The organism is Pseudomonas gebzensis (genome assembly GCF_034427815.1).
GTDB lineage: Bacteria > Pseudomonadota > Gammaproteobacteria > Pseudomonadales > Pseudomonadaceae > Aquipseudomonas.
In genome coordinates this window covers 134,768-150,703 of sequence record NZ_JAXQNS010000012.1, presented here as the reverse complement: position 1 = coordinate 150,703, position 15,936 = coordinate 134,768, and the positions used below count along the sequence as shown (strand labels likewise).

Below are 15,936 nucleotides of genomic sequence, written 5' to 3'. Positions count from 1 at the left end.
TGTCACCCCTTGACCGCGCCGGCCGTAAGGCCGCGCAGGAAATATTTGCCAGCGACCACGTAGACCAGCAGGGTCGGAAGCCCCGCGATCATCGCTGCCGCCATGTCGACGTTGTATTCCTTGACCCCGGTGCTGGTGTTCACCAGGTTGTTCAGGGCCACGGTGATGGGCTGCGCATCGCCACTGGCGAACACCACGCCAAAGAGGAAGTCGTTCCAGATCTGGGTGAACTGCCAGATCAGGCAGACCATGATGATCGGTACCGACATCGGCAGCAGGATGCGCGTGAAGATGGTGAAAAAGCCTGCGCCATCGAGCCGCGCTGCCTGCACCAGCGCCTGCGGCACGCTGGCGAAGTAGTTGCGAAAGAACAACGTGGTAAAGGCCAGGCCATAAACGATATGCACCAGCACCAGGCCCGTGGTGGTACTGGCCAAGCCCAGCTTGCCGAGGGTGAACGAGGCCGGCAGCAGCACCGTCTGGAACGGCAGGAAGCAGCCGAACAACAGCAGCCCGAAGAACAGCTGCGAACCGCGAAAGCGCCACATCGACAGCACATAGCCGTTGAGCGCACCGATCAGGGTCGAGATCAGCACCGCCGGCACGGTGATCTTCACCGAGTTCCAGAAATAGCCGCCGACGCTGTCCCAGGCCTTGAACCAGCCGATGCCGGTGACCACGTCAGGCCAGCTGAGCAGGTTGCCGGTGCGGATGTCCTCGGGCGACTTGAAGCTGGTCAGCAGCATCACGATCAGCGGAATCAGGTACACCGCGCAGGCCACCAGCAAGGTGCTGTAGATGGCCAGGCGGCTTGCAGAGAAGCGGCGGCTAGTCATGGCGTTTGCTCCGCAGTTCCGAGTAGAGGTACGGCACCAGGATCGCCAGGATGGCGCCCAGCATGAGGATGGCGCTGGCCGAACCCATGCCCATCTGCCCGCGACTGAAGGTGAAGTTGTACATGAACATGGCCGGCAGGTCGGACGCATAACCCGGCCCGCCGGCAGTCATGGCGGCGACCAGGTCGAAGCTCTTGATGGCGATGTGCGCCAGAATCATCACCGCACTGAAGAACACCGGACGCAGGCTCGGCAGCACGATGCGCAGGTAGATGCGCGGCAGGCTGGCGCCATCGACCTGGGCGGCGCGGATGATCGACGGGTCGACCCCGCGCAGACCGGCCAGAAACAGCGCCATGACGAACCCCGAGGCCTGCCACACGGCCGCGATCACCAGGCAGTAGACGACCCGCTCCGAATCGACCAGCCAGTCGAAGCGAAAGCCCTCCCAGCCCCAGTCACGCAGCAGTTTGTCCAGGCCCAGGCCCGGGTTGAGCAACCACTTCCAGGCGGTGCCGGTGACGATCATCGACAGCGCCATGGGGTACAGGTACACGGTGCGAATGAAACCTTCGCGGCGGATGCGCTGGTCCAGCAACACCGCCAGCACCACGCCGACCACCAGGCTGATGCCGATGAACATGCCGCCGAAGACCATGAGGTTCTTGCTTGCCACCCACCAGCGGTCGTTGGCCATGAGCTTGGCGTACTGGGTCAGGCCCGCCCATTTGTAGCTGGGCATGAAGCTCGACTGGGTGAAGGACAGCACCAGGGTCCAGAGGATGTAGCCGTAGAAGCCCACCAGCACGATGAGCATGCTCGGGGCCAGCACCAGCTTGGGGAGCCAGCGCTGCAAAGCGTCCAACGGGGATGCACGGCGAGGCGTGGTCGCAGTGTTCATGGCGAGTTTTCCAGAAAGGGAAAGACGGGCGTGAAGTGGCCCGGCCGGGCGGGTTTTCTACCCGCCGCGGCTGGGTCGATCAGCCATCAGCGTGCGGCGTTGATGGCCGCGTTGAGCTGCTTGGCCGCCTTGGCCGGATCGGCCTTGGCGTCGTTGAGGAAGTTGGTCACGACATCGAAGATGGCGCCCTGCACGGCCAGGGTCGAGGCCATGTTGTGCGCCATGCTCGGCTGCAGCCCTTGACCCTCGCTGGCCTGCTTGAAGTCCTTGGCCGAGCGCTGGGTGCAGGCGTCGAACTGGCTCATGTCCATGTCCTGGCGGACCGGCAGCGAGCCTTTGTTCTGGTTGAAGGCCGTCTGGAAGGGTTTCTCCAGGGCCACCTTGGCCAGGTCGTTCTGCGCCTTGATGTCGTTTTCCTTGGTCAGCTTGAACATCGCCATGGAGTCGATGTTGTAAGTGAAGCTGCCTTGGGTGCCGGGGAAAGGCACGCACACGTAGTCGGTACCGGCGACCTTCTTGGCCGCGGTCCATTCGCTCTTGGCCCAGTCGCCCATGATCTGCATGCCGGCCTTGCCGTTGATGACTTCCGCCGCGGCAATGTTCCAGTCACGGCCTGCGCGGTTAGGGTCCATGTAACCGGCCAGACGCTGCAGGGTCTTGAACGACTCGACCATCTGCGGGCCGGTCAGGGTGCTTTCATCCAGATCGACGAACGCTTTGTGATAGCCCTGCGGGCCAAGAATGCTCAGCACCAGGTTCTCGAACACGGTGCTGTCCTGCCAGGGCTGTCCGCCGTGGGCCAGGGGCTGGAAGCCGGCGGCCTTGAGCTTGTCGGCGGCGGCGAACAGCTCGTCGAGGGTTTCCGGCACCTTGGCCCCGGCCTTCTCGAAGACCTGTGGGTTGATCCACAGCCAGTTGACCCGGTGAATGTTCACCGGTACGGCCACGTAATGGCCGTCGTACTTCCAGATCGGGGTGAGTTTGGCGGGCAGCAGTTGGTCCCAATGGTTGGCGTTGGCCACGTCGCTGAGGTCGGTGAGCAGGCCCAGCGCGCCCCAGTCCTGGATGTCGGGGCCCTTGATCTGCGCGGCAGCGGGCGGGTTGCCAGCCACGGCACGGGTCTTCAGCACGGTCATGGCAGCGGCGCCACCACCCCCCGCCACGGCGTTGTCTTTCCAGGTGAAACCGTCTTTTTCGATCTGCTGCTTGAGGGTACTCACGGCCGCCGCTTCGCCGCCGGAGGTCCACCAGTGCAGGACTTCGACGGTGCCGTTGTCAGCAGCAACGGCGCTCAGTGGCAGGGCGCAAGCGAGGGATACGGCAGTAGCCAGGCGGGTGAATGCATTCATGAAGGAAACCTTTCTTGTTGTTATGCCAGGCAAGTCGAGTGCTTGCGCTTGCATCGGAGTCTAAACAGGCGGGTGGCAGCGTCAGGTAACAAAGCGCTGTGTAATTGTCACCGGGCGGTGACATTGGTGATGAATGACTGCCCGCGGGGCTTGGACGCTCCAGCACCGTTGGCGGACACCCAGGGTCGGCCCACGCTTGCCTGGCCATGCGAGCCTTCACCACGGGCCGGCCGTGACGGTCACTCTGCGCTGCGCGGCAAGCTCAAGGTCACGCGCAGACCGCCCTGGCGCAGGTTCAGCAGGCTCACTTCGCCGCCATGGCTGTGAGCGATGTTGCGCGCGATGCCCAGGCCCAGGCCGTAGCCCTGCTGCTGGGCAGACAAGCGCACGTGCGGCTCGAACACCTGCTCCAGCCGCTGCTGCGGCACGCCAGGGCCTTGGTCATCGACCTGCAGCACGAAGCCGGTGGCGCTGTCGAGAATCCGCAGGTGGGCGCGTTCGCCGTATTTGATGGCGTTGTCGATCAGATTGCCGATGCACCGGCGCAGCGCCAGCGACTTGCCCGGGTACGGCGCCAGCGCGCGGCCTTCGAGGGTGATGCGACCGTCGCGCAGGTACGGTTCGGTGAGCATTTCCAGCACTTGGTTGAGATCCACAGGCTCGATGTTCTCGTGGATGTCGGTGTCCTTGACGCACTGCAGCGCGCCCTTGACCAGCAATTCCAGCTCATCGAGGTCACGGTTGAAGGTGCGCTGGGCCTGCTCGTCCTCGAGCAGTTCGACGCGCAGGCGCAGGCGCGTGATGGGCGTGCGCAGGTCATGGGAAATGGCGCTGAACAACTGGCTGCGTTCGGTCAGATAGCGGCTGATACGCTCGCGCATGCTGTTGAAGGCACGTGTCACCTCTACCACTTCGCTGCCGCCACCTCCGGCCAACGGCGGCACATCGGCGCCCAGCGACAAGTCGCGCGCCGCGCGCGCCAGGCGCTTGAGCGGACGGGTCTGCCAGTGCACCAGCAAGCCGATGAACAGCAACAGCAAGGCCGTGGTGAGCACGATGAAACCGATCTGCTGGCGCGGCAGGCCTTGTTCTTCAAGGCCGGTGTAGGGCTCGGGAAGCAACGAGGCGATGTACAGCCATTCGTGCTCGGCCAGGCGAATCTGGATCACCAGCACCGGCGGATTGAGTGGCTCCAGGGTCAGTGCGTAGTGCGCCCAGGAGCGCGGCAGCTCGTCCAGCTTCAGGCCGCTGTTGAAAATGCGCAGGTCCTGGGGTTTGACGAATTCGACGGTGAAGTCCATCTGCTGGCCCAGGCGCTCGCGCAGGACCTCATCGAACACGTCCACGACGGTCTGCTTGCGTGTGGTCAGCGGCAGGTGCGGCATGTCCAGCGGCCGATCATTGAGCGAGACGAAGAAGCGTGTGCCGCCCATGCTGCGCAACTGGTCGAGCACCATCGGCCGATAGGCCACCGGCAGGGATCGGAAATAGCTGACGCTGGCGGTCATCGAATGGGCCAAGCTGCGGGCGCTGGCTTGCAGCCCCTGCAACTGGCTGGCACGAAGCTGGGCGACCCAGATCAGGCTCGACAGGCTCTGCGCCAGCAGCACTACCAGCAAGGTGAGCAGCAGCATGCGCCCCAGCAACGAGCGCGGCAGCCACCGACCCAACCCCGAGCGTGCCTCAGGCACTCGGGCGAACATCGGCGGCCAGTACGTAGCCGCTGCCGCGCACGGTACGGATCAGGCGTGGGGGTTTTTCCGTGTCACGCAGGCGCTGGCGCAGGCGGCTCACGGCCATGTCGACGATGCGATCGAGCGGCATCGGCTCGCGCCCGCGGGTGGCGTTGCCGATGGTGTCGCGGTCGAGAATCTGCTGCGGGTGGTCGAGAAACAGTTTGAGCAAGGCAAAGTCGGCGCCGGTCAGGATCACCTCTTCGCCGTCTCGGTGATACAGACGATGGCGCGTGGTATCCAGGCGCCAGTCGGCGAAACTGAGCACGCTGCTGGCAGGCGCGACCTGGGCGAACTCGGTGCGCCGCAGCAGCGCCTTGATGCGCGCCAGCAGCTCACGCGGGCCGAAGGGCTTGCCGATGTAATCGTCGGCGCCCAGTTCCAGGCCGATGACCCGGTCGGTCTCGTCGGAACTGGCGGTGAGCATGATGATCGGCACCCGCGCGTGGCGCGGATGCTGACGCACCCAGCGGCACAGGCTGAAGCCGTCCTCGTCGGGCAGCATCACATCGAGAATGGCCAGGTCGAAGTCGCCGCCTTCCAGCGCCTGGCGAAAGCCCTGGCCGCTGGCTTCGGCGCGCACGTCGAAGCCGGCGCGGCTGAGGTAGGTTTGCAGCAGTTCGCAGATGTCGTGGTCGTCGTCGACCATCAGTATCGATTTACCGGAGGTGCTCACGGTCGATCCTTTATCCGGCTGACAGGTGCAGCCGCCGATGTGTCTGGTAGGTGTGGGGTACGTGCGGCCGGCAGTGTAGCTGGCAGGCCGCGGGCCTGCCATGCCGAGGATCATGCGTGCAGTGACTGCTCCAGCGCGACGCCGGCGCCGAGCAGGCCCGACAGCTCAGCGGTGACCAGCCAGACCGGAATACCGGCGAAGTAGTCACTCATCAGGCCCTTGTCGGTGAAGCTGGCGGTGAAGCCACTGCGCAGGAACAGCTCAGCGAAGCGCGGGATCACGCCCCCGGCGATGTACACGCCACCGCGAGCACCGAGCGTCAGCACGTTGTTGCCCGCCACCCGGCCAAGGAAGCGGCAGAATTGCTCGATCACCGCCATGGCCCGAGGCTCACCGCCCAACGCGGCATCGGTGATCTGTGCCGGGGTCTTGTGCTGCGGCACGTCGCCGTCGATGGCGCACAGGGCTTGGTACAGACGCACCAGGCCGCCGCCACTGAGCACGCTTTCGGCGCTGACGTGGCCGAGCTGGCTTTGCAGGTACTGACGGATCGCCGCCTCGCGAGCATTGCCCACAGGCAGGTCGACATGCCCGCCCTCCCCTGGCAGGGCCAACCAGCGCTGCTCGCCCTGGCGCAGCAGGCAGCCGACGCCAAGGCCGGTGCCTGGGCCGATGACCAATGCCGGACGCATCGGGTCCGGGGTGCCGGCACACACCTCAAGGGATTCGTCGGGTTTGAGCCGGGTCATGCCCAGCGCCATCGCGGTGAAGTCGTTGACCAGCAGCAGACGCTCGATCTGCAAGTGCTCGCAGAACGCCCGCTGGCTCAAGCGCCATTGGTTGTTGGTGAAGTGGAATTCATCGCCCTGCACGGGCCCGGCCACAGCCAGACAGGCAGCGCGCACGCCACCGGGCGCCACGCCCTGGTCGGCCAGGTAGTGCTCGATGGCCTGTTCCGGGCCGCTGTAGTCGGCGGTGGCAAACACCTCCACGGCCTCCAACTGGTTGTTCCGCCACAGCGCAAAGCGCGCGTTGGTGCCACCGATGTCGCCGACCAGCAAGTCCGTCATCCAAGCTTCTCCAAATCTGCGGTAAAGGCGCTGGCGCCTTGCTCGGCAGAGCTGAAGGCGACGCGCATGAAGCCGAACAGCTCGCGCCCGCAGCCCAGGTCATTGCCTTGAGGTGCGGGGGGCAGATCACGGCTGGCCAGTTCCTCGGCCGAGAGCATGACCTGCAGCGTGCCTTCGACGCCGTCGACGCGCACCATATCACCATCGCGCAGCCGTGCCAGCGGGCCGCCATCGAAGGCCTCGGGGCACACGTGGATGGCCGCTGGGATCTTGCCCGAGGCGCCGGACATCCGCCCGTCGGTCACCAGCGCCACTTTGAAGCCGCGGTCCTGCAGCACGCCGAGGAAGGGCGTCAGCTTGTGCAGCTCGGGCATGCCGTTGCAGCGCGGGCCCTGGAAGCGCACCACCGCCACGAAATCGCACTCCAGCTCACCGGCCTTGAAGGCGTCGGCCAGCGACTGCTGGTCCTGGAAAATCCGCGCCGGGGCTTGGACCACTTGATGCTCGCGCGCCACCGCCGACACTTTCATCACGCCGCGGCCGAGGTTGCCGTTCATGACCCGCAGCCCACCTTCAGGCGAGAACGGCCGCGCCACGGGGCGCAGGATCGATTCGTCGAGGCTTGCTGTCGGCCCTTCACGCCAGACCAGTTGGCCGTCTTCGAGGAACGGCTCTTGCGTGTAGCGGCGCAGGCCAGGCCCGGCAACCGTGTTGACGTCCTCGTGCAGCAGCCCGGCGTCGAGCAGCTCGCGAATGAGGAAGGCCATGCCGCCAGAGGCCTGGAAATGGTTGATGTCGGCCTTGCCATTGGGGTAGACGTGCGACAGCGTCGGCACCACCTCGGACAGGTCGGCCATGTCTTGCCAGGTCAGCTGGATGCCGGCGGCCTGGGCAATGGCCGGCATGTGCAGGGTGTGGTTGGTCGAGCCGCCGGTGGCGTGCAGGGCAACGATGGAGTTGACCAGGGATTTTTCATCGACGATCTCGCCAATGGGCATGAACTGCCCGCTGGCCTTGGTCATGCGCGTCACTTGCCGCGCCGCTTCGGCCGTCAGCGCCTCGCGCAGCGGCGTGTAGGGATTGACGAACGAGGCGCCCGGCAAGTGCAGGCCCATCACTTCCATCACCAACTGATTGGTGTTGGCCGTGCCGTAGAAGGTGCAGGTGCCTGGACCGTGGTAGGACTTCATCTCCGACTCGAGCAGTTCTTCCCGGCTGGCCTTGCCTTCGGCATAACGCTGGCGCACGTCGGCCTTTTCCTTGTTGGAAAGGCCCGAGACCATCGGCCCGCCTGGCACGAACACGGTCGGCAGGTGGCCAAAACGCAAGGCACCCATCATCAGGCCCGGCACGATCTTGTCGCAGATGCCGAGCATCAGCGCGGCGTCGAACATGTTGTGCGACAGCGCAATGGCCGTGGACATGGCGATCACTTCACGGCTGGCGATGGCCAGTTCCATGCCCGGCTCGCCCTGGGTGACGCCGTCGCACATCGCCGGCACACCGCCGGCGAACTGGCCGACCGAACCGATGTCACGCAGCGCCTGTTTGATCTGTTCGGGGAAGTGCAGGTACGGCTGGTGCGCCGAGAGCATGTCGTTGTAGGCCGAGACGATGGCAACGTTGGCCGCGTTCATCAGGCGCAGGGTCTGTTTGTCATCCGTGCCGCAGGCGGCCACACCGTGGGCGAAGTTGGCGCATTGCAGGCTGGCGCGCATGGGGCCGGCGCTGGCCGCGCCGTGGATGAGCGCCAGGTAGCGTTCACGGGTGGCACGGCTGCGTTCGATCAGCCGCTGGGTGACCTCAAGGATGCGCGAATGCATGTACAGGACTCCAGGCTTGCGGTAAGGGCGGTCTTGCTGGGCATTTCCCGTCGCAGCGATTGAAGCCTAGGCTCATGCCCAGGCTTGTTTCACCACATCATCCGGTTGAACCCGACCACTCGTTGTATGTTCTAAACAAAATATTGCCACCAAAAAGGGTTGTTTTCTATCTGTGAGGGAATAATCTTGTAATTCCAACAACAAAACCGTTTCAGCGAAGCCACTCTTTTTGCCACAGGCTTCCCCAGACTGCCAGAGGTATTGCCATGACCATTCGCATCGCCATCAACGGATTCGGCCGCATTGGGCGTAACGTGCTCCGCGCACTCTATACCCAAGGCTATCGAGATGACCTCCAGGTCGTCGCCATCAACGACCTGGGCGACAGCGCCATGAACGCCCACCTGCTCAAGTTCGACAGCGTGCATGGCGCCTTCGATGCGCAGGTGGAAGTCGATCACGAGAGCATTACCGTCAATGGCGACCGCATTGCCGTCAGCGCCATCCGCAACCCGGCGGACCTGCCCTGGAAAGCTGAAGCGGTGGACGTAGTGTTCGAATGCACCGGCCTGTTCACCGATCGCGAGAAAGCCGCTGCGCACCTCAGTGCGGGCGCCGGCAAGGTGATCATCTCGGCGCCGGCCAAGGGCGCCGATGCCACGGTGGTCTATGGCGTCAACCACGATGTGCTGCGTGCCTCGCACCAGGTCATTTCCAACGCCTCCTGCACCACCAACTGCCTGGCCCCGGTGGCCCAGGTGCTGCACCGCGAGTTCGGCATCGAGCAGGGGCTGATGACCACCATCCATGCCTACACCAATGACCAGGTGCTGACCGACATGTACCACAGCGACCCGTACCGGGCGCGTTCGGCTACCCAATCGATGATCCCGAGCAAGACCGGTGCCGCCGAAGCGGTCGGGCTGGTGCTGCCGGAACTGGCCGGCAAGCTGACCGGCATGGCCGTGCGTGTGCCGGTGATCAACGTGTCGCTGGTGGACCTGACGGTGAACCTGCAGCGTGAGGTCAGCCGCGAGGAGGTCAACCAGGTGCTTGCCGAGGCCAGCCGTCAGTCGCCGGTGCTGGGCTACAACACGCTGCCGCTGGTGTCGTGCGACTTCAACCACAACCCGCTGTCATCGATCTTTGACGCCAACCACACCAAAGTCAGTGGTCGCATGCTCAAGGTACTGGCCTGGTACGACAACGAATGGGGCTTCTCCAACCGCATGCTGGACAACTGCCGAGCCCTGTTCAGCGCACGCTGAACCGAGGCCCTCAGCACACGCTGATCGGCATCGATCAGCGTGTGCTGAACAGGGCTGTCGCCTCGTGTGCTTCAGGCCTGCGGGCTCCCAGCGCTGCCTTGCAGCCTCGGGGCCGGTGCGCACCTGAGTGAAGCCGACGCATGACTTAACCAATCTTGTGAGTTCGGACCTTGACCCCAGCGGAAGATGATACGCATTATCAATAACTTTCCTTTGGTCAGGTTCCCCCGTGAGTCAGTCCCGGTTCAACGCGCTCTTTGTCCATCAGCGTCTTCCCCTGCTGCGCACCTTGCAGCGCATGGTCGGCAACCCCAGCACTGCTGAAGACCTGCTGCAGGAAACCTACCTGCGCGTCACCCGCGCGCTCGGCGAGCGGCCAGTCACCCACCTTGAACCCTTCGTGTTCCAGACCGCGCGCAACCTCGCCCTGGACCATTTGCGTGCCCGCCGTGCGCAGGCGCGAACCTTGGTCGACGATGTGCCCGAGCAGGTCTTGCATAACGTTGCCGCGCCGCTGGGCAGCAGCGAAGACGCCGCCCACGCCGAACAGTTGCTGCGCCATCTGAGCAGCCAGCTCGGCCAGCTCAGCCCACGCCAGCAGCGCATCTTCGTCCTCAGCCGGGTGCACGGCGCCAGCTACGTGGAAATCGCCGAGCAGCTCAAGGTGTCGGCCAGCACCGTGCAAAAGGAACTCAAGCTGATCATGGCCATCTGCATGGGTGTCGCCGATCGCCTGGGCTGAGTGACCGGCTGCAGGGTGAACGGCTTGCCAGCCTGAGCACCAGCCCTGATCATCTCGTGCCCCACGCGCCCTGCAAGGACTCTTCGTGACCGATCCCTCCCCTGCCCGCCCTGCTGACAGCCCCGTCGATGCCCGCGCCCGTGCGCGCGAGCAGGCGCTGGCGTGGCTGGTACGGCTGCAATGCGCGAGCGCTGATGACGAACGCGCCTTTGCCGCGTGGCTGGGGGAAGCCGACGAAAATGCCGAAGCCTACCTGCATGCCGAAGCACTGTGGAACGGCGCCGCGGTGCAGCAGGCGGCCGGGCAATTGAATCGACGTCAGCGCAGTGCCTGGACAGCGCGCCTGCGCCGCCACTGGAAACCGCTGTCCACCGCCGCATTGCTGGTGGTCGGCGTGCTCAGCTTCGGTAACCTGCCAGTGCGTTTGCAGGCCGACCACCTGACCACGGTCGGCGAACGCCAGCGTCTGCAACTGGACGGCGGCGCACAGGTTCTGCTCAACACCAACAGCGCCTTGGCCAACGACCGCCGCGAGGGCCAGCACATTGCCCGGCTGCTGCAAGGCGAGGCGTATTTCCAGGTGCCTGCCGGCGCACACCCCCCCCTGGAAGTCCAGGCCGGGCCCTTGCGCGCGCGTGCTGGCGATACCGATTTCGCCGTGCGCTACCTCGATGGCCAGGCCCAGGTGCGGGTGCAGCGCGGTGATGTTGACCTGCAATCATCCAGCGACCAGCGCATCCGCCTGCGCGCAGGCGACAGCATCAACGTTGGCCCGACAGGCTTCAGCCAGCCGCAACAAGCCGACATGGGTCAGGCGCTGGCCTGGATCGACGGCCGCCTGGTGTTTGAAAATTGCCCGCTGAGCCAGGTTCTGGCCGAGGTGCAGCGCTATTACCCGGGCTGGATCATCAACCGCAACGCGCGCCTGAATAACCTGGCGGTGACCGGCAACTACCGCCTTGACCAGCCACTGGAAACCCTGCGCGCCCTGGCTCACATCACCTCGGCCCAGTTGCAGGAATACCCGGCGCTGGTGATCCTGAACTAGCTACGCATCCACACGGTTTCAGCGGCGATCACGACAGCCGCTGGCCCCTGTCTTTCACGCTCAGGCATTTATTTTTACGCGCTTGCCCACCCTCTTGCGTCTCGTTATAGCCAATGCGACTGATTCTTGTTCTTCACGAACAACGAATCAGCACTTATAACGTTCGCGCGACAGGGAGCGCTTTCGATGTCCACAGGTTTCAACCGCCCGTCTACTCCATCCCGCCGTGTCGGGCAGCTGTCACTGCTGACCCTGGCCATGCTTGCCGGCGGCGTCTGCAGCCTGCCGGCGCTGGCGGCAGAGCCCGCCCAGGCCAGCAGCCCGCGTTCGGGTGACTACCGCTTCGCCATCGACCAGCAACCACTGGGCGCAGCCCTCAATGCCTTCACCCAGGTCACGGGTTGGCAAGTGGGCTACTCCGCCGAACTGGGCCACGGCGTTTCGTCCGCCGGCGTACGCGGCGCACTCTCGCCCGACGCTGCGCTCAAACGCCTGCTGCACGGCACCGGGCTGGCCTATCGCACCCTTGGTGCGGGCAATGTGGTGATCGAGCGGCCACCCGTGGCCCAGGGCCGCACCGTCGCCCTGCAGGCAACCACCATCAGCGCCACCCGCAGCGAACAGGACGTCACGCAGGTGCCCAGCACCGTCAGCGTGCAGGCCCGCGAGCAACTCGACCGCCAGAACGTCAACACCATTGCCGAGCTGGTGCGCTCCGAGCCGGGTGTGTCGGTCGGCGGCATCGGCCAGCGCAGTGGCCTGAACGGCTACAACATCCGCGGCATCGACGGCGAGCGCATTCTCACCCAGATCGATGGTGTGGCCATTCCCGACAGCTTCTTCTTCGGCCCCTACGCGCAAACCCAGCGCAACTACGTCGACCCGGAAATCATCAAGCGCGTCGAAATTCTGCGCGGCCCGGCTTCGGTGCTCTATGGCAGCAATGCCATCGGCGGCGCGGTCAGCTACTTCACCCTCGACCCCGACGACATTATCAAGCCCGGCAAAGACGTCGGCGCCCGCCTCAAGACCGGTTACAGCTCGGCCGACGACAGCTGGCTGAAGTCGGCCACGGTCGCCGGCCGCAGCGGGGACGTGGATGGCCTGCTGCACCTGAGCCGGCGCGATGGGCACGAAACCCGGTCCTATGGCAGCCAGGGCGGCGACGGCCTCGAACGCACCTCGGCCAACCCCGAAGATGCGCGCACCAGCAACGTGCTGGCCAAAGCGAACTGGAACTACACCGACGACGACCGCATCGGCGTGGTCTATGAGCGCTTCAAGAACGACCGCGAGCAGAACGTGCGCAGCGCGGTCGGCGGCCCGTTCAACAACGGTGCTGGCTTTGGCTTTTACCGCAGCCGCCAGGCCGAAGACACCGTTACCCGCGAGCGCTTCGGGCTGGAACATGAGCTGCGCCTGGACAGCGCCCTGGCCGACCATGCCAAGTGGAGCCTGAACTACCAGATCGCCAAGACCGACCAGCACACCGAGGAAGTGTATTTCCCCTTCAGCCGCACCGTGCTGCGTACCCGCGACACCACCTACAAAGACCGCCAATGGACGCTCGATGCGCAATTCGACAAGGCCTTCGCCCTGGGCGATACCGAGCACCTGCTGACCTACGGCACCACCTTCAAGCAGAACAAGGTCACCGGCGCGCGCAGCGGCACCGGCACCTGCCTGGCCATCGGTGCGGGCTGCCCCAGCGTGGGCTTCGTGCGGCCCGGCGACGGCCAGGTGAAGGTGAGCGATTTTCCCGATCCAACCGTCACCACCTACAGCCTGTTCGCCCAGGATGAGATCCGCTGGAACGACTGGACGTTCCTGCCCGGCGCCCGTTACGACTACACGCGCATGAAGCCCAAGGCCACCGACGAATTCCTCCTCGGCCTGCAGGGCAATGCCGGCACCGGGCCGGCAGCCATCGACACCTCCAGCAAGCGCTGGCACCGGGTCTCGCCCAAGCTGGGCGTGACCTACACCTTCGATGAGCACTACACCGGTTACGGCCAGTACGCCGAAGGCTTCCGCACGCCGACCGCCAAATCGATGTACGGCCGCTTCGACAACCCAACCGAGGGCTACCGCGTCGAAGGCAATCGAGACCTGGAGCCGGAAATCAGCAAGAGCCTGGAAACGGGCCTGCGCGGCAGCTTCGAGGCCGGTAACTTCGACGTTGCGGTGTTCTACAACACGTACCGCGACTTCATCAACGAAGATGCCGTGCAGTCAGCCGCCTTGGGCACCACCTTCCAGGCCAACAACGTCAAGCGCGCCACCATCAAGGGTGCTGAAGTGAAGGGCCGACTCGACCTCGACCACTTCGGCGCAGCGTCCGGGCTGTATGCACAGGGCTCGATCGCCTACGCCCACGGGCGCAATGACGACAACGGCCAGCCGCTCAACAGCGTCAACCCACTGACCTCGGTCTGGGGCCTGGGCTACGAGCAACCCCACTACGGCGGCCTGCTGAGCTGGACCCTGGTCAAGCGCCAGAACCGCGTCGATGACACCACCTTCTTCGCCCCCGACGGCACCAGCAGCCAGTTCCGCACCCCCGGCTACGGCGTGCTCGACCTCACCGGCTTCTACAAGATCACCCGCGACCTGACCGTCAACGCCGGCCTCTACAACCTCACCGACAAGAAATACTGGCAATGGGATTCGATCCGCGGCTACGACGGCCTGGGTGAAGCCGGCGTGACCCAGCCCGCCAACCTCGACCGTCTGACCCTGCCGGGCCGCAACGTGGCAATCAACCTGATCTGGGACATCTGACCTCACTCGCCGAGCGCGCCGCTGCATGCGCCGCGTTCGGCAGAATTTTTTACCGCTTTTGTTCGGCTGTTTCGTCTTCATACACAGACGCCCCCACTTCCAAGGACTGCCCATGACCACCGCCACCGCCCCCGAGCGCGCCAGCCTGCGCTCGCAACGCCTGAACCAGGTCACCCACGCGCCGCACAGCGAACTGGATGCACTGGTCAAGGCGCACGCACCGTTCTCCAGCCGCGAGCGCTTTGCTCGTTTTGTGGTCGCCCAATACCTGTTCCAGGCCGAGCTGCAGCCGCTGTACCGCGATCCGGCACTGATCGCGCTGTTTCCGGACCTGGCAGAGCGTTGCCGCGCCGAGCAGGCCAAACTTGACCTCGCCGACCTCGGCTGCAATGTGCCCGCGCCGCTGCCCGGCGCGCTGCACGGCCCCAGCCAGGCCGAGGCGCTAGGCTGGATATTCGTTTCCGAAGGCTCCAAACTGGGCGCGGCCTTTCTCATCAAGCGGGCCCAGGCGCTGCAACTGTCCGATACCTTCGGCGCGCGTCACCTCGGAGAACCGGCAGGCGGTCGTGCCGAGGGCTGGAAGCAGTTCACCCGCACGCTCGATGCCCTGGCGTTGTCGCCAGAAGAAGATACTGCCGCCGAACGCGCCGCCGTGGCTGCGTTCCAACGCTTTACCGAATTGCTCAAGCACGCCTACGCGACCGACGCCGCCCTGGCCTGACATGCCCGCTCGGCCACCCCCGTGTGGCCGGATTCACTGCAGTGAGATCATGACCCGACTTGCCCGCTCCCGCCTGACCCGCCTGCTGTACGCGCTGCTGGCCTATACGAGCCTGGGCATCGGCCTGATCGCCATCGTCATTCCCGGCCTGCCGACCACCGAATTCATCCTCCTGGCCGCCTGGGCCGCCACGCGCAGCTCACCGCGCCTGAGCGCCTGGCTGGAAAGCCATCGCTTGTTCGGGCCGATTCTGTACAACTGGCGCAACGGCAAGGTCATCCAGCGGCGGGCCAAGGTCAGCGCAACGGTCAGCATGCTGCTGTGTGCGGTCTTGATGCTGGTCGTGCTGGAACATCGCTGGCCAGTGTTTCTCGCCATCGCCGGCATGACCCTCGGAAACCTGTGGATCTGGTCTCGCCCCGAACGCCCGACGCCGCCGTGCAACGTTGGTCAATGACGTTGGGCAATGAGGCATCCCGGCCTGCGGTCAGGCAGCCATCTGGCGCAGCACGGCGACCCAGGTATCAGCTACCGTTGACACCAGCCCGTCCGTTGCGACGATGCTCTTCATTGATCAATCGGAGGTAATCCCATGGCCATCTTCAACCCCGGCCACCTGCACATCGAGCGCCATGCGCTGAGCAAAACCGACCACAGCTACAACCTGTGTATCGATTACGAGGTGTTCCAAGACCCCAAGGAAGGTACCGGCATGACGTTTCGTCTGCACGGGACGATCGACGGCACGCCCATGGACGATAGTTTTTTCCTGCCCAAAGATCAGGCCTTCGACTTCGCCCGGCACATCACCAAGTTGGCGGAAAAGCACGGCCTGCCCAAAGATGCGACCAGCCTGGCGTCCTCCCACACGTTCTACGACCTCATGTTCGAGGATGTCCGCGCCCAGCTCGATGTGAAATCCGGCGACCCGGTCAAGCCCGAACACCTGACCTGACGCGCTGGGGTTGCCGGACGGGCCAAGGCATAC

14 protein-coding genes are annotated in these 15,936 nt (G+C 64.9%); 7 read left to right on the top strand and 7 right to left on the bottom strand.

Annotated features, from left to right (window positions below; genetic code table 11):
- Positions 1-2 precede the first annotated feature (2 nt).
- The 7 genes from SJI00_RS20520 to edd form a co-directional block, all read right to left on the bottom strand.
- Positions 3-836: a carbohydrate ABC transporter permease gene (locus SJI00_RS20520; protein WP_322463500.1), complete on the bottom strand. Its 834-nt coding sequence runs from the start codon at positions 834-836 to the stop codon at positions 3-5.
- The gene (locus tag SJI00_RS20515) at positions 829-1,737 is read right to left on the bottom strand and encodes a carbohydrate ABC transporter permease (protein WP_322463499.1); all 909 of its coding nucleotides are present in this window, start codon (positions 1,735-1,737) and stop codon (positions 829-831) included. Before SJI00_RS20515 ends, SJI00_RS20520 begins: the two co-directional genes overlap by 8 nt.
- A gap of 86 nt (positions 1,738-1,823) precedes the next feature.
- Positions 1,824-3,086, bottom strand: a complete 1,263-nt coding sequence (locus tag SJI00_RS20510; protein ID WP_322463498.1) for an ABC transporter substrate-binding protein — start codon at positions 3,084-3,086, stop codon at positions 1,824-1,826.
- Positions 3,087-3,325: 239 nt separating this feature from the next.
- On the bottom strand, positions 3,326-4,789 hold the full coding sequence (locus SJI00_RS20505; RefSeq protein WP_322463497.1) for an ATP-binding protein: 1,464 nt from the start codon (positions 4,787-4,789) through the stop codon (positions 3,326-3,328).
- Entirely contained in the window at positions 4,770-5,495 is a 726-nt protein-coding gene (locus tag SJI00_RS20500; RefSeq protein ID WP_322463496.1) for a response regulator transcription factor, read from the bottom strand. The genes SJI00_RS20505 and SJI00_RS20500 overlap by 20 nt, the downstream gene beginning before the upstream one ends.
- A 110-nt stretch (positions 5,496-5,605) precedes the next feature.
- Positions 5,606-6,565 (bottom strand): glucokinase, encoded by a 960-nt coding sequence (locus SJI00_RS20495; protein ID WP_322463495.1) that lies wholly within the window; start codon positions 6,563-6,565, stop codon positions 5,606-5,608.
- Positions 6,562-8,388, bottom strand: coding sequence for a phosphogluconate dehydratase (edd, locus tag SJI00_RS20490; RefSeq protein ID WP_322463494.1), 1,827 nt, complete (start codon positions 8,386-8,388; stop codon positions 6,562-6,564). The genes SJI00_RS20495 and edd overlap by 4 nt, the downstream gene beginning before the upstream one ends.
- Before the next feature lie 266 nt (positions 8,389-8,654).
- Between edd and gap the strand changes: the two genes are divergently transcribed.
- From gap to SJI00_RS20455, 7 genes are all read left to right on the top strand, one after another.
- On the top strand, positions 8,655-9,656 hold the full coding sequence (gap, locus tag SJI00_RS20485; protein WP_322463493.1) for a type I glyceraldehyde-3-phosphate dehydrogenase: 1,002 nt from the start codon (positions 8,655-8,657) through the stop codon (positions 9,654-9,656).
- Positions 9,657-9,885: 229 nt separating this feature from the next.
- A complete protein-coding gene (locus SJI00_RS20480) occupies positions 9,886-10,398 on the top strand; it encodes an RNA polymerase sigma factor (RefSeq protein ID WP_322463492.1) in 513 nt (170 codons plus the stop codon).
- 85 nt (positions 10,399-10,483) lie between these two features.
- Positions 10,484-11,446, top strand: a complete 963-nt coding sequence (locus tag SJI00_RS20475; protein ID WP_322463491.1) for a FecR family protein — start codon at positions 10,484-10,486, stop codon at positions 11,444-11,446.
- Positions 11,447-11,632: 186 nt separating this feature from the next.
- Entirely contained in the window at positions 11,633-14,227 is a 2,595-nt protein-coding gene (locus tag SJI00_RS20470; protein ID WP_322463490.1) for a TonB-dependent receptor, read from the top strand.
- Positions 14,228-14,339: 112 nt separating this feature from the next.
- Entirely contained in the window at positions 14,340-14,948 is a 609-nt protein-coding gene (locus tag SJI00_RS20465) for a biliverdin-producing heme oxygenase (protein ID WP_322463489.1), read from the top strand.
- 49 nt (positions 14,949-14,997) lie between these two features.
- Positions 14,998-15,405 carry a YbaN family protein gene (locus SJI00_RS20460; RefSeq protein WP_322463488.1) on the top strand — a complete coding sequence of 136 codons (408 nt, stop codon included), beginning with the start codon at positions 14,998-15,000 and terminating at the stop codon, positions 15,403-15,405.
- Positions 15,406-15,540: 135 nt separating this feature from the next.
- Positions 15,541-15,903 carry a DUF5064 family protein gene (locus SJI00_RS20455; RefSeq protein WP_322463487.1) on the top strand — a complete coding sequence of 121 codons (363 nt, stop codon included), beginning with the start codon at positions 15,541-15,543 and terminating at the stop codon, positions 15,901-15,903.
- Positions 15,904-15,936 lie beyond the last annotated feature (33 nt).

What these genes read in the sequence shown, in the direction of transcription:
- SJI00_RS20520 (WP_322463500.1), bottom strand. Translation starts at nt 836, where the DNA reads ATGACTAGCCGCCGCTTCTCTGCAAGCCGCCTGGCCATCTACAGCACC.
- SJI00_RS20460 (WP_322463488.1), top strand. Translation starts at nt 14,998, where the DNA reads ATGACCCGACTTGCCCGCTCCCGCCTGACCCGCCTGCTGTACGCGCTG.
- SJI00_RS20515 (WP_322463499.1), bottom strand. Translation starts at nt 1,737, where the DNA reads ATGAACACTGCGACCACGCCTCGCCGTGCATCCCCGTTGGACGCTTTG.
- SJI00_RS20510 (WP_322463498.1), bottom strand. Translation starts at nt 3,086, where the DNA reads ATGAATGCATTCACCCGCCTGGCTACTGCCGTATCCCTCGCTTGCGCC.
- SJI00_RS20505 (WP_322463497.1), bottom strand. Translation starts at nt 4,789, where the DNA reads ATGTTCGCCCGAGTGCCTGAGGCACGCTCGGGGTTGGGTCGGTGGCTG.
- gap (WP_322463493.1), top strand. Translation starts at nt 8,655, where the DNA reads ATGACCATTCGCATCGCCATCAACGGATTCGGCCGCATTGGGCGTAAC.
- SJI00_RS20470 (WP_322463490.1), top strand. Translation starts at nt 11,633, where the DNA reads ATGTCCACAGGTTTCAACCGCCCGTCTACTCCATCCCGCCGTGTCGGG.
- SJI00_RS20455 (WP_322463487.1), top strand. Translation starts at nt 15,541, where the DNA reads ATGGCCATCTTCAACCCCGGCCACCTGCACATCGAGCGCCATGCGCTG.
- SJI00_RS20465 (WP_322463489.1), top strand. Translation starts at nt 14,340, where the DNA reads ATGACCACCGCCACCGCCCCCGAGCGCGCCAGCCTGCGCTCGCAACGC.
- SJI00_RS20495 (WP_322463495.1), bottom strand. Translation starts at nt 6,565, where the DNA reads ATGACGGACTTGCTGGTCGGCGACATCGGTGGCACCAACGCGCGCTTT.
- edd (WP_322463494.1), bottom strand. Translation starts at nt 8,388, where the DNA reads ATGCATTCGCGCATCCTTGAGGTCACCCAGCGGCTGATCGAACGCAGC.